At 71.6% G+C, this 18,355-nt stretch carries 20 protein-coding genes and 1 pseudogene; 10 read left to right on the top strand and 11 right to left on the bottom strand.

Annotated features, from left to right (window positions below; translation table 11 throughout):
- Positions 1 to 89 precede the first annotated feature (89 nt).
- Both IEJ02_RS21830 and IEJ02_RS21835 read left to right on the top strand, forming a co-directional pair.
- Positions 90 to 443 (top strand): hypothetical protein, encoded by a 354-nt coding sequence (locus IEJ02_RS21830; protein ID WP_191066493.1) that lies wholly within the window; start codon positions 90 to 92, stop codon positions 441 to 443.
- Positions 440 to 712: a hypothetical protein gene (locus IEJ02_RS21835; RefSeq protein WP_191066395.1), complete on the top strand. Its 273-nt coding sequence runs from the start codon at positions 440 to 442 to the stop codon at positions 710 to 712. Before IEJ02_RS21830 ends, IEJ02_RS21835 begins: the two co-directional genes overlap by 4 nt.
- A gap of 267 nt (positions 713 to 979) precedes the next feature.
- Here IEJ02_RS21835 and IEJ02_RS21840 read toward each other — a convergent pair whose 3' ends face one another.
- Positions 980 to 1,768, bottom strand: coding sequence for an SDR family NAD(P)-dependent oxidoreductase (locus tag IEJ02_RS21840; protein WP_191066396.1), 789 nt, complete (start codon positions 1,766 to 1,768; stop codon positions 980 to 982).
- Positions 1,769 to 1,911: 143 nt separating this feature from the next.
- Here IEJ02_RS21840 and IEJ02_RS21845 point away from each other — a divergent pair, with 143 nt between their 5' ends.
- Positions 1,912 to 2,580 carry a TetR/AcrR family transcriptional regulator gene (locus IEJ02_RS21845; protein WP_191066397.1) on the top strand — a complete coding sequence of 223 codons (669 nt, stop codon included), beginning with the start codon at positions 1,912 to 1,914 and terminating at the stop codon, positions 2,578 to 2,580.
- Positions 2,581 to 2,607: 27 nt separating this feature from the next.
- Here the strand turns inward: IEJ02_RS21845 and IEJ02_RS21850 are convergent, their stop codons facing one another.
- Complete coding sequence (locus tag IEJ02_RS21850; protein ID WP_191066398.1) at positions 2,608 to 3,849, bottom strand: MFS transporter; 1,242 nt, start codon at positions 3,847 to 3,849, stop codon at positions 2,608 to 2,610.
- Between the two features lie 158 nt (positions 3,850 to 4,007).
- Here IEJ02_RS21850 and IEJ02_RS21855 point away from each other — a divergent pair, with 158 nt between their 5' ends.
- Positions 4,008 to 5,015, top strand: a complete 1,008-nt coding sequence (locus IEJ02_RS21855) for a LysR family transcriptional regulator (RefSeq protein ID WP_191066399.1) — start codon at positions 4,008 to 4,010, stop codon at positions 5,013 to 5,015.
- Between the two features lie 47 nt (positions 5,016 to 5,062).
- On the opposite strand, the gene IEJ02_RS21860 is transcribed toward IEJ02_RS21855, so the two are convergent.
- Positions 5,063 to 5,503 carry a nuclear transport factor 2 family protein gene (locus tag IEJ02_RS21860; protein ID WP_191066494.1) on the bottom strand — a complete coding sequence of 147 codons (441 nt, stop codon included), beginning with the start codon at positions 5,501 to 5,503 and terminating at the stop codon, positions 5,063 to 5,065.
- Positions 5,504 to 5,661: 158 nt separating this feature from the next.
- On the opposite strand from IEJ02_RS21860, the gene IEJ02_RS21865 reads away from it, so the two are divergent.
- Positions 5,662 to 6,231 (top strand): PadR family transcriptional regulator, encoded by a 570-nt coding sequence (locus tag IEJ02_RS21865; RefSeq protein WP_191066400.1) that lies wholly within the window; start codon positions 5,662 to 5,664, stop codon positions 6,229 to 6,231.
- A complete protein-coding gene (locus IEJ02_RS21870) occupies positions 6,218 to 7,054 on the top strand; it encodes an SGNH/GDSL hydrolase family protein (protein WP_191066401.1) in 837 nt (278 codons plus the stop codon). The genes IEJ02_RS21865 and IEJ02_RS21870 overlap by 14 nt, the downstream gene beginning before the upstream one ends.
- Positions 7,055 to 7,291: 237 nt before the next feature.
- On the opposite strand, the gene IEJ02_RS21875 is transcribed toward IEJ02_RS21870, so the two are convergent.
- Positions 7,292 to 8,179 carry a class I SAM-dependent methyltransferase gene (locus IEJ02_RS21875; protein WP_223864221.1) on the bottom strand — a complete coding sequence of 296 codons (888 nt, stop codon included), beginning with the start codon at positions 8,177 to 8,179 and terminating at the stop codon, positions 7,292 to 7,294.
- A gap of 74 nt (positions 8,180 to 8,253) precedes the next feature.
- Between IEJ02_RS21875 and IEJ02_RS21880 the strand changes: the two genes are divergently transcribed.
- Positions 8,254 to 8,847 (top strand): TetR/AcrR family transcriptional regulator, encoded by a 594-nt coding sequence (locus tag IEJ02_RS21880; protein WP_191066402.1) that lies wholly within the window; start codon positions 8,254 to 8,256, stop codon positions 8,845 to 8,847.
- Between the two features lie 221 nt (positions 8,848 to 9,068).
- A complete protein-coding gene (locus IEJ02_RS48770; protein ID WP_223864223.1) occupies positions 9,069 to 9,260 on the top strand; it encodes a hypothetical protein in 192 nt (63 codons plus the stop codon).
- Between the two features lie 26 nt (positions 9,261 to 9,286).
- Here IEJ02_RS48770 and IEJ02_RS21890 read toward each other — a convergent pair whose 3' ends face one another.
- The 3 genes and pseudogenes from IEJ02_RS21890 to IEJ02_RS21895 all read right to left on the bottom strand — a co-directional run bounded on the left by IEJ02_RS21890 (position 9,287) and on the right by IEJ02_RS21895 (position 11,664).
- A complete protein-coding gene (locus tag IEJ02_RS21890; RefSeq protein ID WP_317985869.1) occupies positions 9,287 to 10,519 on the bottom strand; it encodes a cytochrome P450 in 1,233 nt (410 codons plus the stop codon).
- A 118-nt stretch (positions 10,520 to 10,637) separates the two neighbouring features.
- A pseudogene (locus IEJ02_RS48775) lies at positions 10,638 to 10,781 on the bottom strand (nitroreductase/quinone reductase family protein); the annotation flags it as partial.
- A 13-nt stretch (positions 10,782 to 10,794) separates the two neighbouring features.
- A complete protein-coding gene (locus IEJ02_RS21895; protein ID WP_191066405.1) occupies positions 10,795 to 11,664 on the bottom strand; it encodes a class I SAM-dependent methyltransferase in 870 nt (289 codons plus the stop codon).
- Positions 11,665 to 11,711: 47 nt separating this feature from the next.
- Between IEJ02_RS21895 and IEJ02_RS21900 the strand changes: the two genes are divergently transcribed.
- A complete protein-coding gene (locus tag IEJ02_RS21900; protein ID WP_137979285.1) occupies positions 11,712 to 12,296 on the top strand; it encodes a helix-turn-helix domain-containing protein in 585 nt (194 codons plus the stop codon).
- Between the two features lie 38 nt (positions 12,297 to 12,334).
- Here the strand turns inward: IEJ02_RS21900 and IEJ02_RS21905 are convergent, their stop codons facing one another.
- The 4 genes from IEJ02_RS21905 to IEJ02_RS21920 all read right to left on the bottom strand — a co-directional run bounded on the left by IEJ02_RS21905 (position 12,335) and on the right by IEJ02_RS21920 (position 16,690).
- Positions 12,335 to 12,952 (bottom strand): GTP-binding protein, encoded by a 618-nt coding sequence (locus tag IEJ02_RS21905; protein WP_191066406.1) that lies wholly within the window; start codon positions 12,950 to 12,952, stop codon positions 12,335 to 12,337.
- Complete coding sequence (locus IEJ02_RS21910; protein WP_191066496.1) at positions 12,900 to 13,352, bottom strand: DUF742 domain-containing protein; 453 nt, start codon at positions 13,350 to 13,352, stop codon at positions 12,900 to 12,902. The genes IEJ02_RS21905 and IEJ02_RS21910 overlap by 53 nt, the downstream gene beginning before the upstream one ends.
- 181 nt (positions 13,353 to 13,533) lie before the next feature.
- Positions 13,534 to 14,004 (bottom strand): roadblock/LC7 domain-containing protein, encoded by a 471-nt coding sequence (locus IEJ02_RS21915; protein WP_020868862.1) that lies wholly within the window; start codon positions 14,002 to 14,004, stop codon positions 13,534 to 13,536.
- Entirely contained in the window at positions 13,985 to 16,690 is a 2,706-nt protein-coding gene (locus IEJ02_RS21920; RefSeq protein WP_317985871.1) for an ATP-binding protein, read from the bottom strand. The genes IEJ02_RS21915 and IEJ02_RS21920 overlap by 20 nt, the downstream gene beginning before the upstream one ends.
- 505 nt (positions 16,691 to 17,195) lie before the next feature.
- Between IEJ02_RS21920 and IEJ02_RS21925 the strand changes: the two genes are divergently transcribed.
- The gene (locus IEJ02_RS21925; protein ID WP_191066407.1) at positions 17,196 to 18,335 is read left to right on the top strand and encodes a substrate-binding domain-containing protein; all 1,140 of its coding nucleotides are present in this window, start codon (positions 17,196 to 17,198) and stop codon (positions 18,333 to 18,335) included.
- The last annotated feature ends 20 nt before the right edge of the window (positions 18,336 to 18,355 follow it).

Genomic DNA, 18,355 nt, shown 5'->3' on the forward strand with positions numbered 1-18,355 from the left:
GCCTCCGCCTCACTCATTCGGGCGATGTGATCGAGCTTGGACTCGATACGCTGCTCCCAGGGATCAGAATCACGCCCATGGGAGCAGCAATGACCACCTCCAGCGCCGGGCAGCCACTCATCCCTCAGCCGCCTGCCACCGTCACGGCCCTCCGCCAGGCCGTCGCGCAGATCGTGCCCGCCGCCCTGCCCGCCTTCACACGGGAGCTGGATCAGGCCGCCGATCAGTCCCGCCAGGCTTCCGATCTCGCCCCCCTCCAGCGGTTCATCGCCCAGTGGGCCGTCTACATCCACATCCAACGGCAGCCGAATATCGCGAAGGAGTTCCGTCACTGGGAGGACACCGCCGAGGTCGGTGACGCGACGCAGGCCCGCCGCGCCGCATCCGCTCTCGGCAAGATCCTGGACGACGCATACGCCGCGCTCGGCCTCCCGCCGCGGTGAGCGCCGACTGGCGCTGGGAATACGACCCCGATCACGCCCACGTCGCAGGCGGCGTCCCCGCTCGCGTGGTGGCCGAAGTCGAGCGTCTCGCGGAGCAACTGGTCGACCTGGCAGGGATGGGAGTCGACGTCAGCGATTTCGGCAATGGCCCCCGACCGGGAGGCATGCGCCGCATGGACGCGGCAGACGGCTGGTTCCACTTCCTGGTGGCACCGCGAGACCAACTCATCGTGATCGTCCGCATCATCCCACCCTTCCCACACATCTAAGTCGGACACCCACTGCCGAACCGGTGGCTGCGTCTCGCCCAGGTAGCCCCTGTCCAACGGACGAAAGGTGGAGCAGCACTCAGCCTGCCGCGGCTATCCCGCCTCGGCAGCACGCCAACGGGTCACGGCACGACAGGCTGGGCGGGACGGGTGTTGTCTGCCCCGTCGGGGTGGCCCCCGCCGACGGCTGAAAGGTCACTGGTGGCTCGCGCGACCGCATCAAGGTCAACGGGACGCAGGGTGCGCCGGCGGGGCTGAGGGGCTCGTTCAGACGATCTTGGTGGACCCCGCATCGACCGACAGGTTCACGCCGATCGCATTCGGCATGGTCGGGGAGGCGAGCAGCAGTACCGCCCGGGCGATCTCGGCGGGATCGATCAGGGTCTCGGTAAGCATCCCGGTCTCCTTCGGCAGGGCTGCCACCAGCGTTTCGTGGTCGACGCCCACGTTGTCCGCCACTCGTGCGACGTATCCGTCCTCGGCCGTGATCTGGGGCGTGCGCGTCACTGATGGCGACACCGCGTTGATGCGCACTCCGGCGGGTGCCATGCGCTCGGCCAGCTGTCGGGTGAAGGCGTTGAGGGCCGCTTTGGCAACAGAGTAGGGCAGCGGCTCCGTCCCCGGTCGACGGGCGCTGTCGGAGCTGATGTTGACCACGGCGCCCCTGGCCTCGAGAAGCGAGGGCAGTGCGGCGCGGGTGGTCCGAACGGCCGACTCAAAATTGAGGGCGAACCCGTATGCCCAGACCTCGTCCCCGCCGTTGAGCGGATCGCCGAACCCCTCCTGCGGCATTTCGCCACCGCCGGCGTTGTTGACCAGGACATCGATCCTGGGATCGACGGCCAGGACGGCGTCGACCAGGTGCCGCGGACCGTCGGCCGTGGCGAGGTCGGCGGGGACGAAAGCGGCTCCGGTGGCCTCGAGCTCGGGCGTGCTACGTCGCGCCGTCGCGGTCACCAAGGCCCCCTCCCGCTGGAATGCCTGAACGATCGCGAGGCCGATGCCCCGGCTCGCCCCGGTGACGAGGACGCGCTTGCCCGCGAGCTGAAGATCCATGACGTGCTCCTGTGGTGGGAAGACTCAAGCAGGCACTAACCGAAACAGCGCTATCGCAGTTATGTCAATAACTGCGTCATAGATGTCTCATTTGCTGTTGCCGGGGATAGGGTGACTCCGGAGACAGAGGCAGAGGAGGTGGCATGGGCGAGAACAGCTCTCCCCGGCGGATCCGGGCGGACGCCGAACGCAGTACGGCCCGCATCCTGGAAGCAGCGGAAACCGTGCTCGCCGCGGACGCCACCGCGTCCCTGGAGCGGATCGCGGACGCCGCGGGACTCGCCCGCGCCACCGTCCACCGCCGGTTCGCCTCCCGCACCGCGCTGCTGGACGCCCTGGCCGAACAGCTCAGTCAGCGCTACCTGAGTGGGCTGGCCGAAGCACGGGTGAAGACCGCACCGCCCCTTGTCGCGCTGCACCGTCTCACGGAGATCGTGTTCGATCTCAAGCTCTGCCACCGCTTCGCCGTCCAGCTGACCGCGGCCCTCACTCCGGCCGTGCTCGACGGCCTCGACCTGCTCTTCGCCCGCCTGCGAGACACAGGGGCAATCACCGCGGTCGACCCCGCATGGTGCCGCCAGGTCTACCTGGCCCTTCTGCACGAGGTCCACGAACTGCCCACGGACTCCCCGACCCTGGCCTCCCCGGCCCTGGCCTCCTCTGCCACCGCGGATGAGACCGAGGCGAAGATCAATCTGCTGGTGCGAACCACACTGGGCGCGCTGGGCGGCGGCAGCCTGGGTGCGACAGCCCTCCACTCACCAGCCAGTGCCGCGTCGGGCGACGTTCGCCCTGTCGACCACGGCTCGTAGTCGCTGGTCGTCGGGAGGGGCTGGTCGTCAGGAGGGGCTGCCGACGGGTTCCGGCTCGGTCGCGACGTGGTCGTGTCGGGGAAGCAGGAGCGGTGTGGCCAGGATGAGCAGTCCCGCGACCGTGAGGGCGGTGCGTGGGCCGGTGGCGTCGGCGAGCAGCCCGCCGAGCGCGGTGAGGACGGCGATGGCCGCCTGCTGGCCGATCGACCAGGCCGACAGGGTGCGGGCGAGGAGGTGCTTGGGGGTGTGTTCGAGCCGGTAGGTGGCGAGTACCGGGGTGTACAGGCTCATGTTGATGATGATCGCCAGCTCGACAGCGATCACGGTGACGAGCCCGACGACGCCGGGGCGGACGAAGGCCAGGCCGATCAGCCAGATGGCGCGCAGGGTGCCGACGGTCCGGAAGACCGCATGCCGGCCGTAGCGGGCCACCACCCGGCGGGCCAGCCGGGAGCCGATGAGTCCGCCGAGACAGGGGGCGGCGAAGGCGAGGCCGTACTGCCAGGGCGGGAACCCGAGTTGGCGGAGGAGGAGCACGGCCAGCAGCGGCTCGGTGGCCATGATCAGACCACCGACGAGCATGTTGTTGAGGTAGAGCGCCCGCAGCCCGGGGTGGCCCATGATGTGTCGCCAGCCGTCGAACAACGCGCCCGCACGGGCCGGGCTCTTGCCCGTTGTCCGGGGCGCCTCTTCCCGGCCGCGCATCGCGGTGATGCCCAGCGCGGAGAACAGGTAGCTGAGGGCGTCGGCCACCACGGTGGTGACCGGCCCGAACAGGCCGATCGCCGCCCCGCCCAGCGGTGGCCCGACCGCGATGGAGCTCCAGTTCGTGGACTCCAACCGCGCGTTGGCCACGAGCAGGTCATCCGGCCGGACGAGGCCCTTGAGGCAGGCGCCGGCGGCCGCGTTGAAGGCGATCTTGGCCGCGGCGACCACGGCCGAGACCACGAGCAGCTGGACGAAACCGAGCCAACCGAAGGCGTAGGCGACCGGGATCGTGGCCATGACCGCGAACCGGGTCAGATCCATCGCGATCATGACCGGGCGCTTGCGCCGGAACTCCACCCACGGCGCGAGTGGCACCGCGATCAGCACGCCCATCGCGGGCCCCACCGCGGACAGCGCGGACACCTCGGCGGGGCCGGCGTGCAACACCACCACGGCGATCAGCGGGAATGCCCCGAACCCCAGCCCTGACCCATAGGCGCTCACCGCGTATGCCGCCCAGAGCCAGCCGAACTCCCGGCCCAACGGTCTTCTGCCCACCATGCTCAGCGCGCCTCTCGATGTCCCCCGAAACAGAACGACGTTGACCGGTGAGAGCTAAGCGAGCGGCGCGGCACCAGGTCAAACAACCGTCCTGGCGGCGATTCACAACCATCCGTTGTTGACCGAGGTGGCTCGGCCGTTCACTAAGGTGGCTCGGCGTGGATCTCGAAGCCGTACGCACCTTCGTCGCCGTCGCGGAAGCGGGCCAGTTCCAAGAAGCCGCCGCCGACCTGTCGATCACCCAGCAGGCCGTCTCCAAGCGCATCGCCGGGTTGGAGAGAGACCTGGACGTGCGGCTGTTCATCCGCACCGCCCGCGGCGCCCGGCTCACCATCGACGGCCAGGCGTTCCTGCCCCACGCCCGGGAACTGCTCCGGGTGGCGGAGCGGGCCGACGCGTCCGTCCGCCCGGGCCGGCGCGCGCTGCGCATCGATGTCGTCAACCGGCGGATCGTGACGGCGGGGCTCGTCCAGGACTTCTACCGCCTGCGTCCCGAGATCGAACTGGATGTCGTGACCCTGGACGCGGACGTCGAGGGCGCGATCGCCGCCGTCGAAGCCGGGACGATCGACGCCACTTTCCACGCGGTGCCCCCGTGGCAGCACCTGCCAGAGCCGATCAGGGCCGCCCGAGTGATCGACGAACCGCACCAGCTGCTCATCGGACCGCGCCATCCGCTCGCCGACGCCCGTGCCGTCGCGCCGGGGCAGCTCGCCGGACACCGCATCCGGATGCCCGGCCTGGACGCCCGCGGCGAGGTGGCCGTCTACTACGACGAACTCGCCGCCGCCTTCGGCATCACGATCGACGTGGTAGGACCCGTCTTCGGGAACGAGGCACTCCTGGCCGAGATCGCCGGCTCCGCGGACCTGGCGACCCTGGTCGGCGAAGGCTCGCGGTATCTGTGGCCGGACAGCTACGACCTGCGGCGCATACCGGTACGCGACCCGGCGCCGGTCTACCCGATGTCGCTGATCTGGCGCGACGACAACCCCCATCCCGCGCTCATCGAACTCCGCCGCTACCTCGACTCCAGACGACGCGACTCCGGACGACGCGACTCCGGACGAACCGACTCCGGACGAACCGACTCCGGACGAACCGACGCACCCGAATCGGACGTCTGGGTACCGAAGTGGGAACAGCGGGCAGCCCCGAGGTCATGAGCGAGAGGTCGCACCGCCGCCCCGCCGCGGGCCCCTGAGCCGCGCGGCTACCGGCCGGAGGGCGTCGGCGCCGGTGCGAGGCCGTCTTCGACCAGGCCCGCGAGGACCGCTTCGCCGAGGGCGTGGACGGCGGACTGGGGGCGGACCATGACGGTGAACTCCTTGATGCGGCCGTCGTCGGCGAAGTGCAGCAGGTCGATGCCGTGGATCTCCTTCTCGCCCACCCTGGCGCGGAAGACCAGCACCGCCGACGGGGCGGACGTGCCGTCGGTGCTGGTCTGTGCGGTGCCGGTGTAGTCGCCGACGTAGCGGAAGTCCTGGAACGTGCGCAGCAGGACCCCGAAGAGGCCCAGCACCATCGGTTTGCCGTCGAAGGGGGTGAACTTGACGGGGCTGTAGAAGCGGATGTCCTCGGTGAACAGGTCGTCCAGGGCCGCGAGGTCCCGGTTGTCGATGGCGGTACGGAAACGGTCGGCAGTGGTCGTCATTGCGCGCACGCCCTCTTCCCTAATCATGAATGTGAGTAATCACTTTTATGACTACCATGGCCGCGTGCCCGGCGACAGAGGCATGCAGGGGCCCGCAGCGGCACGGAGGCATGGAGACACAGAGACACGGGACATGGAGACATGGAGGAGGCGATCCGATGGCCCTACGGCACGCCGTGCTGGCGGCGCTGCTCGAAGGGGAGCTCAGCGGATACCAGCTGACCAAGGCGTTCGACATCGGCGTGGCCAACTTCTGGCACGCCCAGCCACAGCAGCTCTACGCCGAGCTGACCCGCCTGGAGAAGGACGGACTCATCGCGGGCCGGGCGGTGGTCCAGGAGACCCGCCCCACCAAGCGCCTGTTCCATGTGACCGATGCCGGGCTGGCGGAGCTGGAGGAGTTCACGGCCGCGTTCGCGAAGCCGTCCTTCATCCGCGACGACCTGCTCGTCAAGGTCCAGGCCGCCGATCACGTCGACAGCGAGACCCTGATCGCCCAGCTCGGCGAGCGTGCCGCCTTCGCCGAGGCCAAGATCCAGCTCTTCGGCAAGCTGCTGCGCAAGATGCGCGGTGACCTTACGGAGGAGGAGTTCCTGCGCCACGGCCGACGCATCGGCCCGTATCTGACATGCCTGCGCGGCCTGGCCCTCGAACAGGGCAACCGCGACTGGTGCGAGCGCACGATCACCGTCCTACGAGAGAGGAAGCACAGCCGTGCCCGACACTGACGCGGCGTACAGCCGCTACGTCGCGCTGGGCGACAGCCAGACCGAGGGCCTGGGCGACGGCGACGACACCACGGGTCTGCGCGGGTTCGCCGACCGTCTCGCCGAGCACCTCGCCCGCGCCAACCCCGGCCTCTCCTACGCCAATCTGGCCGTACGGGGCCGCCTCGCCGCGCAGGTCCACGCGGAACAGCTCGCCTCCGCCCTGACCCTCCGACCCGACCTGGCCACCGTCGTCGCCGGGGTCAACGACTTCCTCCGCCCCCGCTTCGACGCCGACCACGTCGCCCACCACCTGGAGGCGATGTTCGCCGCGCTCACCGCGCAAGGCGCCCGCGTCGCCACGCTCACCTTTCCCGACCCCGCCCGCATCAGCCCCCTGGCGCGCCCCCTGACCCCGCGCGCCGTCGCCCTGAACGAGCGCGTCCGCGACGCCGCCCGGCGCCACGGGGTCATCGTCGCCGAAACCGGCCACCACCCCGTCGTCACCGATCCCCGGCTGTGGAGCCGTGACCGACTCCACGCCAGCCCCCTCGGCCACCAGCGCATCGCCGCCGCCCTCGCCCACGCCCTCAGCCTCCCGGGCGCCGACGACACCTGGAGCCACCCCCTGCCGCCACCGGCGACGCCCGCACCCACCGGCTGGCGCGCCGCCACCGACGAACTGCGCTGGACCGCCGCCTTCCTCGGCCCCTGGCTCACCCGCCGCCTCCGCGGCCGCTCCTCCGGCGACGGCCGCACCGCCAAGCGACCGCGGTTGGGGCCGGTGCGCGCCGAGACGTCCGAGCCGAGGTCTCGCGACGAGCAGGTCGGAGAAAGCCCGTGAGCGAAGGGGGTGGGTTGTGCGAGGCGCCGACCGCCTTTCCGTTCGGGCTCTTCCTTTCCCACCACTACCTGGGGCCGGGCATGGGAGGTATGGAGCGAGTCGCGGCATTTCCGCTCCTGATGTGGACGTTGGCCTTCGGCGCCCGCGGATTGTTCCCATACCCGGTCGCCGACGGGCTGACGGCCCACCTGCGCTCGTCAGTGCTCGCCGGAACGACCGAGGAGCCGGAGCGCGGGGTCAGGCGGAGGCGGTTCGGGTCGTGGTGAGCACCACCGTCGCGTACGGCATCGTGAAGCTGCCGCCCATCGCGTCGATGGCCGCGCCGACGCCCTCCAGCACCTCCGCCAGCTCGGCCGGAGGGAGCCGGGTGAAGGCGCCCTGGGTGGGGATCTGCTCCAGCCAGGCGTCCCGGGTGTAGGTCCACTCCCAGTCGAACCGCCACTGTTCCGGTTCGGCGAACGCGCCCGCCGCCCGTATCCCGTCGGCGGCCTTGGCGAGGATCGGCTGGTACACGTCCGGGCCGCCCCGCGTCACCGCCCGGAAGTCGAACGGCGCGTCGGGAATCACCCGTCGGCAGACTGCGGCGACGGCTTCGGCCAGATCGGGTGGGAGCCGGAACACGTTCCAGAACGCGGCCAGCCGGGCGCGAGGCCGCAGCACTTGGGCGGCTTTGGCCGCCCCCGCGACCGGGTCGATCCAGTGCCACGCCTGGCCCGCGATCACCGCGTCGAAGTGCCGGCCGGCCGGATCCCAGGCTTCGAACGTCGCGACCTCGACCTCCGTCCCGAGCCGCCGCGCCACGTCGGCCATCCGCGCGTCCGGCTCGACACCGAGCACCGTGCGGCCGGCCCGCTGGAACTGCCGGGCCGCGATACCGGTGCCACAGCCGACGTCGAGGATGTCGGGGACGCCGGGGACGCCGGGGACGCCGGGGACGCCGGGAGCATCGGGGCCGTCGGGGGCACGGGAGACCTCGGGGCCCGGGCCGCCGGTGGCGATCCGGTCCACCATGGCCTGGGGGTAGCGAGGCCGGGCCTGGTCGTAGCGTTCGGCATCCACGCCGAACGACTCGGCCATCTGCCGATGTTGATGGGGCTCGTTCCCGGAGAACGATAGAGTGGGCATGCGCCCACTATGAGTGGGCACTTGCCCACTCGTCAACCGGGCGGGCCCACGAGCAAGCCGAGGAGGGACGCACGGTGCCGACAGGGGTGGCCATGCGTGACGTACGCGAGCAGTTGTTCCAGGCCGCCGAGCGAGTCCTGCTCCGGGACGGGCCGAGCGCGCTGACCAGTCGGGCGGTCACTACGGAGGCGGGCTGCGCGAAGGGCGTCCTGCACCGGCACTTCGCCGACTTCGACGCCTTCCTCGCCGAGCTCGTACGGGATCGCATCGCCCGGCTCGACCACCAGTCCGCCGGCCTGCGCGAGTCCGCCGGGACCGGCGCCGTCGCCGATCGCCTCGCCGACGCGCTGACGACCCTGTTCGAGTCGGTCGCCGTGGCCATCGTCAGCCTCGTCACCTCGCGGGACGAGCTCCGCGCCCGGCTCCGCGAGACCACGCCGACCGGCGTGCCGCTCCTGACCGAGGCCACGGCGATGATCGCCTCCTACCTCACCGCCGAGCGGGACCGGGGGCGCATCGCGGCCGACGCCGACATCGACGCGCTCGCACCCACGGTGATCGGGGCCGGGCACCTGCTCTTCGCGGACCGCGAAGCCGCGCCGCCGAACGCCGGGGCCGTCCGCAAGATGGTCACCGCCGTCATCGCCGACGTCGTACGGGAGCCGTAGCCCCGGCACGACGACGCCGGCGAACCGCCGACCGCACCACATCCGCCGTCGATCAGTCGCACCCTGTCGGTACGATCGGTACGGACGGGGAATTCCTCCCACTGGGGGTGCAGGTTATGTCGGGATCAACCGTGTCCGGGGCCGGGCGAAGTGACTCTCCCGCCGTCGCGCTGGGGCCCATCGCGCTCGTTCTCGGTGTGTTCTCCGTCGTAGGCACGTGGGTGCCCGCGCTCGTGTTCGTCGGCTTTCCGTGGACGGCCCTCGCCGGGGCGCTCGCCATCGCTCTCGGCTCCATGGGCGTCCACCACGCCCGCCGCGGGGCCGGGCGGCTGCGGATCGCCATTGCCGGAACCGCCCTCGGTGCCGTGGGGTTCGTCGGCATCGTCGCCCTGCTCTGGTCCTTCGGCGGCTGACGGCACGTCGGTCTCGAGGGCGGTCGCTACCACACCACCGGGACCTGCTCGAAGCTGTCCGTGAGCACTCCGGCGCGGCGTGACAGTTCGGAGGACGGGACGGCCAGGGCCAAGTCGGGGAGGCGGTCCAGGAGGACTTCCAGGGCGACGTGCAGTTCGGTACGGGCCAGGGCCTGGCCTATGCAGGAATGGGCGCCGGCGCCGAAGGCGAGGTGGCGGTTGGGGGTGCGGGTCAGGTCCAGGTGGTCGGCGTCCGCGAACATCCGCTCGTCGCGGTTGGCGGAGGCGACGACCGATACGGTGGTGCTGCCCTTGGGGATCACCTCGCCGCCCAGGTGGGCGTCCTCCGTCAGGTAACGCGGCAGGCCCGGGCCGCGGTTGACGTCGAAGCGCAGCAACTCCTCGACGGCCGGGCGGATCAGGGAGCGGTCGTCCAGCAGGCGCTGCCAGCGGGAACGGTCGTCCAGCAGGACCGGGACCAGCTTTCCGATCACGCTCGACGTGGTCTCGTGGCCGGCGTGCACCAGGCCCCGCGCGATCTGGACCAGGACCGCCTCGGGCGGGCGGGGGTCGGCCGCGTCGGTGATCTCGATCAGCTTGCTGAGCAGGTCGCCACCCGGTGCGCTCCGCGTCCGGGCCACATGCTCGCCCAGATACGCCAGAAGCTCCTCGCGGGCGGTATGGGTCTCCCGCTCGCCGTAGCGGTCCCCGCTGAACAGGGCGCCCGACCAGTGGGCGAAGCGGTCCCAGTCCGCCTCCGGTACGCCCAGCAGGGCGCCGACGACCCGCACCGGGAACGGGTAGGCGAAGCCCGCCCAGAGGTCGGCGGGTTTCGGCCCGGCTTCCATGGCGTCCACCAGGGCGTGCCCGATGGCGACGATCCGGGGGCGGAGCGCGGCGACCCGCTTGGCGGTGAGCGCCTGGCCCACCAGGCGCCGCCAGCGCTGGTGCCGTTCGCCCGTGCCGGTCCCGTCCGGCCCCGCCTCGCTCGCGTCCCGAGGGAAGCGGGGATCGGACAGCATCGCGTGCACATCCTCGTACCGGGTCAGCACCCGCACCGGGGCGCCGGTGGAACGCAGCCTCACCTCCGGGATCGGGCAGCCCTCCGCCCGTAGCGCCGCCCACTCCTTCGGAGGTTCCAGGGGATGCTCCGTGGCGAACGGGAAGTCGCCCAACTCCCCCAGGGGGCAGCGCGCTTCCGCGCCTTCCGGTTTCGCGCCTTCCGGTTTCGTCTCGTCCGCCACTTCTGCTTCACCCACGGAGCGCCTCCAGAGCCGTACGACGTGCGGCGAACAGTTATGCATCACTCATGGGTGAAGTCAAAGAGACTGCAGGTCGACGCCTTCGCCGCGGCAGGTGGAAGGTGCGGTGCAGTTCGCCGCCGGCCGCGCGCATATTGCGCACCCACTGGGTGTGGCCGCGCGGGGAGACGAGGTAGCGCTCGCCGCGCAGGGTCAGCGGGTTGACCGGGGTGGTGCGCCACTCGCCGCTCCTGCGGCCGCGGACGGCCAGGTTCTGGCTTCGCGTTGACGGGTCATGGGCGGCGGGCCGCCCAGAGGGTGCGCTCGGCGCGGACGGTGAGGTCGTCGCGTCGCAGGACGCCGTCCGGGCCGTCGCTGTCGATGAGGTGGTCGAGGGTGGCCAGGTCGTCGGGGCTCAGGCGCTCCGCCACATGGGACCGCACGCGGCGGAGGAACGCCTGGGCGTAGCGGCCGGTGGGCTCGGGGAGCGGGGGACGCAGATCGATGGTGAAGGGGCGCTCCATCGCGACGTCGAATCCGGCGCGGGAGAGGCGCGGGCCCCAGTCGGAGCCCAGCTCCGGCATCCGCTCGGCGTGCTCCTGGGCCTGTACGGCGTGACAGCGGGCTTCCAGGCCGGGCCGCCCTCGGCCGACGTCCTCGGGGAGGAAGCGCGGGAAGCCGGCCATCTCGATCACGGCCAGGAGACCGCCGGGGCGCAGCCGCTGGAAGATCTCGCGCAAGCCTCGGTCGGGATCGGTCAGATGGTGGACGGACGCCGACGCCCACACCAGGTCCACCGGGCCGAAGTCCGGCCATGTGCCGTCCAGATCGGCCTGGACGGTTCGGACGCGGTCCTCCACTCCGCCTGCGCGGGCCTTGCCTCGCAGATGGTCCAGGAGGTCAGGGGATCGGTCGACGGCGATCGCCTCGGCGTCCTCGAAGCGCTGGAGAAGGGCGAGGGTGCCGGTGCCGGTGCCGCTGCCCAGGTCGAGGATGCGGCGGGGCGGGTCGTCTCGCGTCAACTGGGCCAGCTGCGACGTCACGTCGGACAGGTAGGTGTGCAGGACTTCGGCGTCGAGGTCCAGGAGTTCGGCCCAGCCCGAGTCGTCCGCGTCGCTGTGGTGATGGTGAGGGTGATGGTGCTCGTGGTGGTGGTCCGTCATGTTTCGAGCGTAAGTGGGCCTTGCCTCAGCGACATACCATCTTGCGTATGACGCAAGAGGACAGCGCTCTTGACGCCCTGGTGCGCAAGCGGATCAGGGGACTGCGTTCGGCCATGGGCTGGTCGCTGGACGATCTGGCGGCCCGCTGCTATCTGAGCCCGTCCACGCTGAGCCGGATCGAGACGGGGCATCGGCGGATCAGTCTCGATCAGTTGAGCGCGATAGCGCGGGCCCTGGGGACCAGTCTGGATCAGCTGGTGGAGTCGACCGCCGACGATGACGTGATCATCCGGCCGCAGCATGACGCGGCGCGCGGGCTGACCACCTGGATGCTGACCCGGCAGCCCGGGGTCATCGTGGCCAAGCTACGCCTCACCAAACCGGCTCCGACCGGCGCCGAGGCGCTGAAGGTCCATCCGGGCAGGGACTGGTTCACGGTCCTGTCCGGGGCCGTCACGCTCGTGTTGGGGGATCGGCGGATCGTCGTCGAGACCGGGCAGGCGGCGGAGTTCTCCACGATGATCCCCCACGCCTTCGGAGCGCACGGCGGGCCCGCCGAGGCCCTGGGCATCCTGGACCAGGACGGGCGCCGCACCCATCTGCGGTCCCTGTCGGACGAGGGCGACCCGTGATCGCGGTCCGCGTCGTCGGCCGTATCCGTTACGTCCCGTCAGGCCGGGGTGGTGGCGGACTGGGCGCGGGAGAGGGCCACGTCGAGGACGACCAGGAGCGCGTCGCGGACCGAACCCGTCTCACGTGCGTCGAAGACGATCAGCGGGACGTGCTCGGAGATGTCCAGGGCCCAGCGGACCTCGTCCAGTTCGTGCTGGACCTCGCCGTCGAAGGCGTTGATGGCGACGGCGAAGGGGATGTCCTTGTGCTCGAAGTAGTCCACCGCCGCGTAGCAGTCGTCCAGGCGGCGGGTGTCCACGATCACCAGACCGCCGAGGGCGCCGTCGACCACGTCGTCCCACATGAAGCCGAAGCGGTCCTGGCCCGGCGTGCCGAACAGATAGAGCTTCAGCTTCGGGTCGATCGTGATGACGCCGAAGTCCATGGCGACCGTGGTGGTGGTCTTGCCGGGGGTGTGGGTGAGGTCGTCCACGCCCGCCGCGACCTCCGTGATCAACGCCTCCGTGGTCAGCGGCCGGATCTCGGAGATCGCGCCGACCGCCGTGGTCTTGCCGACCCCGAAGCCACCGGCGATGACCAGCTTGACCGGCAGGGGCGGTTGTTCAACCGCTGTCGCGGAGTGAGCCCCGTGAGTCGGGGACGGCACGGAGACCATCGATAACCCTTCGCAGTACGGAGATGTCGTGGACGGTCCCGGCGTTCGGGACGTGGACCGCCAGATGTCCCGCGGCGCACAGGTCCTCCGCGAGGACCCGGACCACGTTGAGGTGCAGGTGCAGCCGGGCGGCCAGCTCCGCCACCGACTGGGGGCGTCGGCAGGCGGCGACGATGTCGCGGCGTTCGAAGGTGAGCGACCGCAGGGCGGTCAGCCCGTCCGGGGTCGCCACGATCTGGGTCTCGACCGGGAGCGGTGGCGCGGCGCCGCTCCCGGCCACCCGGCCCGCGGTCAGCAGGAACGGGCGGACGGCGGAAGCGCGGCCGACGGGCTCGGGCGGTTCGACGGGCTCGGGCGGTTCGACGGGCTCGGTCGGCTCGACGGGCTCGGTCGGCGCCACGGGTCCGGGCGGCTCGATAGGCTCGGTCGGCCCTACGGGTCCGGCCTGCTCGGGCGGCTCCGGGGCGGCCCGGGCGTCGTCCTCCGCCTCCTGCCCCGCCGCCTCATGCGCTGCCGCTTCGTGCGGTCCTGGTTCACCGGCGACCATCTCGACCCCCCTCCTCCCTGCGCCGCACGACCCGTCAGCCCACGGACCCGGCGCTCTTCTTCAGCTCCATGACGAGCTGCGGAGTGAGCGCGGTCCCGGCCCGGTTGGCGAAGAGGGTCATCTCGTACGCGATGTTGCCCAGCTTCGCCTCCTTCGTGGTCACCACGCCGAGCACGGCACCGCAGCCGATGGACGACACCAGCACATGGCCGCCCTCGAGATCGATGATGACCTTGTTGAGATCGCCGAGGCCGTAGTTGCCGGAGGCACCCGCGGCGAGGCTGGTGACACCGGAGACGATCGCGGCGAGCCGTTCGGAGTCGGCCTGTTCCCGCAGTTGGGAGACCGCGATCAGCAGGCCGTCGGACGAGACCGCGATGGCGTCGACGACACCGGCGGTCTGGGTGGCGAACCGGTCCAGCAGCCAGGTGAAGTCGGCCGCGGCGGCTCGCAGATCGGTGGCTTCCCGCTCAGCGGTACCGCTCTTATCTGTCGGCGTGGTCACTGCCCGACTCCTTCCGGGGTCGCTGATGTGTCGATGGCCTGGCTTCGGCCGGGGTGGCGGCGGCGCTGTCCCGCTCCGCCCTGCGGACGGCCGCCTCGAACTCGTCGAGTTCGGATCGGACCGCGTCGGCGTCGGCGGGTCGGCGCGTTGCGGGGATGGCCCGGTCGGCCGGTGAGGTGGTCTTGTCGAGCGTCGCGCCCCGGACGCGGCGGCGTAGGGGGCGGGAGCCGGGGGCGGCGGCCGGGGCGGCGTTCGGCCCGTGCGCGGCGGACCGCGTCTTCCCGGCCGACGACTCCTTTCCGGCGTTCGGCTCGTGCCCAGCGGACCGCGCCTTTCCGGCGTTCGGCTCGTTCGCCGCCTGCGTCTCCTTCGCGGCCGGAGCCGACTCCGCGTTCGTACGGGACGTCGCCGGGACCCGCCGCGGCAGACCCGACTCCGTCACCGGCGCCGCCGGGCGCCGCTCGGGCGCGGCAGCGGAGGCCCGTACGGGCGAAGGCGTGGCGGCGGGCGAGGGCGCGGGCGCGGACTCCCGCCCGGCCCCTGCCGCGCCCTTACCCAACGCCGTGACCGACCCCGTGACCGACCCCGAGGCCGACCCAGAAGCCGCAACCGCCGGCTCCTCCCCCGCCCCCGGCGCCACCAGCAGCGCCGACGGCACCCACACACTGCCCGTGACCCCGCCGCCCGGCGTACGGCTCAGCGTGACCCGGATGCCCCAGCGCCGGGCCAGGCTGCCGACCACGAAGAGGCCGAGCACCTTGGTCGGTACGAGGTCGAGCCGCTCGCGGCGCACCAGGCGGGCGTTCTCCTCCTCGAGGCGTTCCGCGGCCAGGCCGAGCCCGTGGTCGATGACCTCGATCAGCGCGCCACCGTCCGCCGTGACATCGGTGCCGGGCCGGACGACGACCTCTACGGGAGTGTCGGACGGGGAGAACGAGACCGCGTTCTCCAGCAACTCCGCCAGCATCAGCGTGAGGTCGCCGGCGATGTCGGGCGCGACGGTGCCCTCGGTCTCGGACCGCAGGGACACCCGCTGGTACCCCTCGATCTGGCCGAGCGCCGCCCGGATGACGTCGGCCAGCGTCGTCGGCCGGGCGTCCAGCTCGGTCTCCCGGATCCCGGCGAGCAGCATCAGGCTGTCGGCGTTGCGCTGGAGGCGTACGGCGATGTGGTCGATGCGGTAGAGCCGCTCCAGGATGTCGGGGGCGGTCTCCTCGCGCTCGACGGCGTCGATCAGGGTGAGCTGACGGGTGGTGAGGTTGCTGACCCGGCGGCCGACGTTGCCGAACATCTCGCCGACGTTGCGGCGGCTGAGCACCTGCCGCTCCAGCAGCGCCGCGGCGGTGACCTGCACCTTGTTGAACGCCTCGGCCAGATCGCCGATCTCGTCGCGCACCGGGACCGGGATCGGCCGGGGCCGCAGCGGGGTGGTGTCGGTGGTGTCGTCGTCCTCGACCTTGGCCAGTTCCTCGTCGGCCACCTCGACCACCTGGTGGGCAGCGCCGGTGAGGGCCGCCAGGGGGCGGACGACGGAGCGCCGGACCAGGAACGAGAACGTCAGCCAGGCGGCGAAGCCGAGGACGGCGAGGGCGAGCAGGGTCAGCGCCTTGTACAGGGCGTTCTTGGAGGCGCTCTCGGCCCGGTCGGCGATCTCGCCGATCAGCGAGCGGGCGATCTCGAGGCGGGCCTCGGCCTGCCGGTTGCCCTGGGCCATGGCCACGCGGAGCTGCCGGGGCGACTGGCCCTGGAGGGAGCTGGGGTCGATCTGGAGCTGGGCGAACCGGTCCTCGATGCCGTTCTCCTCGGCGTTCCGCTCGATGCCGTCGAGGCGCAGGACCTGGTCGGGGTCGGCGATCCTGGCGAAACGTTCCGACTGCTCCTCGTAGACCCGGTGGGCGCCGACCGCGCGGGTGTACTCGGTGAGGCCGTTGGCGTCCCGGGTCTGGGCGGAGAACACCCCGCCCTCGAAGGCCGCGTGGGCGGCGTCGCCCCGCATCACGGCGTCGACCATCTCGATGGCGGAGGACGAGGGGTTGTCGGAGAAGTGGTCGAGTCCGATGCCGTCGATGAGGTAGCCGACGGCGGCGGCGTACGCGGGGTCGATACCGGCGGCGGGCACCGAGCCCCGTTCGACCTTGTCCCGCAGCACGCTCAGGCGCTGGACGTAGTCGAGGGCCCGGGCCTCGTCCTTCGGCAGGGCGGAGCCGAACGCGGACCGCACATCGGCGGCCCGCTCATCGGTGACCCGCTGCGCCCGGCGGTAGTCGGCGGTGGACGGGAGGGTGGCCCCGGGGCGGACCGACTCCTGCTCCACGGAGAGCAGAAGCGCCTCCCGGTGCTCGGCCTGTACGTCGTTGATCAGCCGGGCCACCTGGTCGCTGTCGCGCACCCGCCCGGCGATCCGGTCGGCCTCCAGGGCCTGCCGCACCTCGCCGTTCACGGCGAGGCCGAGGAGCGCGCCGACGACCGTCAGCGGCACGATCACCAGGACGTTGAGCTTCCGCCGGAACGGCCAGCGGTCGAGGAGCGCACCGAGGGCTTCCGTCTTACGACCCGTCTTGCGGCCCGTCGTACGACCCGACGTGCGGCCCGCCTCGCGACCTGCCGTGCGCCGGGACCGCGCATGCGGCGGCGCGTGTCCGGACGGCTCCTGGTCGGCCGGCGGGTCCGCCGTGTCCACAGACACCCAGGTCCTCCTTCGATGTGCTCCTGAGCGGTGACCGAGGTGTTGTTGCCGCCGATCGCCGACACCGGAAAACGGCACGTCGGCGAAGGCGGTTCCGGCCGGAACGCGAGCGATGGAATCGCGCCACATGCCTGACCGGGCGTGAACACTACCGCCTGCGCGCACACGCGCAAGAGATGACCTCTCAACGACCACAGAATTTCCACGGTTTGCGGGGTTTAGGTCATCTACGTATCACCCGGCGCCCCGCCAACCGCCCAGCCGGTGGCCGGGAGGTGGCCGCCCGGTGGTCATGGGGTGGAGGCCGAGGGTGGCGCGTGGGCTGGCTTGTTCACGACTGTGCTCGATGGAACCGCGAGTGCCGAAGGGGGCTGCCCGGCGCACCACCGCCACCCGTAACCTGTCTCCTCCCGGCCCCGGGCCCACCCCGGTCCATCGCCGGTCCGCCCCCGGCCCACCCCCGGCCCGAACTCTCCGTACCACTCCGTGCCCTGCGAGGAGACCCGTGCACCCCACCCGCAAGGCGGCCCTGACGGCCATCGCGCTGCTGGCCGTGGCCACCGCCGGCTGCGAGCCCGGCGCCGCCTCCACCACGACCCACCGGACCTCCGCGAAGCCCGGCTGCCCGACCGTCCTCGCCAGAGCGAAACAGGCCGTCAAGAAGGCGGAGGCCGTCGACGCCCCCTGGAAGGGCCCCACCACCGGGCCCGAGGTGGCCGGTCACGGCAAGAGCATCGTCTTCATCGCCCACGACCTCTCCAACCCCGGTCCGGCCGGAGTCGCCCAAGGCGTCCAGGAAGCCGCGTCGCTGCTGCGGTGGAGCGCCCGCACCCTCAACGGCCAGGGCACGCCGGAGGGTTACCGGTCCGCCTTCAAGGAAGCGCTTGCCCTCAAGCCGGACGGCATCGCCATCGCCGGTTTCGACCCCGGCAGCGTCGCCGACGAGATCAAGGAGGCCAAGGCGGCGGGCATTCCGGTGATCGGCTGGCACTCCGCCCCGACCCCGGGCCCGGACGCGAGCCCCGATCTCTTCACCAACGTCACCACCCGGGTCGAGGACGTCGCGAAGATCAGCGCCGACTGGATCATCGCCCGCTCGGGCGGCCGCGCGGGCGTGGTGCTGTTCACCGACGGCACGGTCCCGTTCGCGAAGCGCAAGTCGGACCTGATCAAGAAGGAGCTCGCCACCTGCTCCGACGTCAAGCTGCTGAGCTACCGGAACGTGCCGATACCCGAGGTCAACAAGCGCGCCATCGGGGAAGTCCGGTCCCTGCTCGCCCGCTTCGGCGACAAGTGGACGTACTCGGCCGCCATCAACGACCTGTACTTCCGGCACACCGCCGCCGCCCTGCGCGCCGCGGGCAAGGACGGTGCGGGCGCCCCGTTCAACATCGGCGCGGGGGACGGCGACCCGTCGGCCTTCCAGCGCGTCAACGGCAAGCGGTTCCAGGCGGCCACGGTGCCCGAGCCCCTCACCGAGCAGGGCTGGCAGATCGTGGATGAGTTCAACCGCGCCTTCGCGGACGAGCCCGCCAGCGGATACGTCCCCGCGGTGCACATCACCACCGCCGCCAACAGCGGCGGCGCGACGTCGTGGGACTCCGAGGGCTATCGGCAGGCGTATCGCGAGATCTGGGGGAAGTAGGCGAAGGGAGGGCCGGGACT

The organism is Streptomyces sp. 5-10, from assembly GCF_014712245.1.
Classification (GTDB): domain Bacteria; phylum Actinomycetota; class Actinomycetes; order Streptomycetales; family Streptomycetaceae; genus Streptomyces; species Streptomyces violaceusniger.

What these genes read in the sequence shown, in the direction of transcription:
- IEJ02_RS21830 (WP_191066493.1), top strand. Translation starts at nt 90, where the DNA reads ATGACCACCTCCAGCGCCGGGCAGCCACTCATCCCTCAGCCGCCTGCC.
- IEJ02_RS21840 (WP_191066396.1), bottom strand. Translation starts at nt 1,768, where the DNA reads ATGGATCTTCAGCTCGCGGGCAAGCGCGTCCTCGTCACCGGGGCGAGC.
- IEJ02_RS21845 (WP_191066397.1), top strand. Translation starts at nt 1,912, where the DNA reads ATGGGCGAGAACAGCTCTCCCCGGCGGATCCGGGCGGACGCCGAACGC.
- IEJ02_RS21850 (WP_191066398.1), bottom strand. Translation starts at nt 3,849, where the DNA reads ATGGTGGGCAGAAGACCGTTGGGCCGGGAGTTCGGCTGGCTCTGGGCG.
- IEJ02_RS21860 (WP_191066494.1), bottom strand. Translation starts at nt 5,503, where the DNA reads ATGACGACCACTGCCGACCGTTTCCGTACCGCCATCGACAACCGGGAC.
- IEJ02_RS21865 (WP_191066400.1), top strand. Translation starts at nt 5,662, where the DNA reads ATGGCCCTACGGCACGCCGTGCTGGCGGCGCTGCTCGAAGGGGAGCTC.
- IEJ02_RS21875 (WP_223864221.1), bottom strand. Translation starts at nt 8,179, where the DNA reads ATGCCCACTCTATCGTTCTCCGGGAACGAGCCCCATCAACATCGGCAG.
- IEJ02_RS21895 (WP_191066405.1), bottom strand. Translation starts at nt 11,664, where the DNA reads ATGACGGACCACCACCACGAGCACCATCACCCTCACCATCACCACAGC.
- IEJ02_RS21900 (WP_137979285.1), top strand. Translation starts at nt 11,712, where the DNA reads ATGACGCAAGAGGACAGCGCTCTTGACGCCCTGGTGCGCAAGCGGATC.
- IEJ02_RS21905 (WP_191066406.1), bottom strand. Translation starts at nt 12,952, where the DNA reads ATGGTCTCCGTGCCGTCCCCGACTCACGGGGCTCACTCCGCGACAGCG.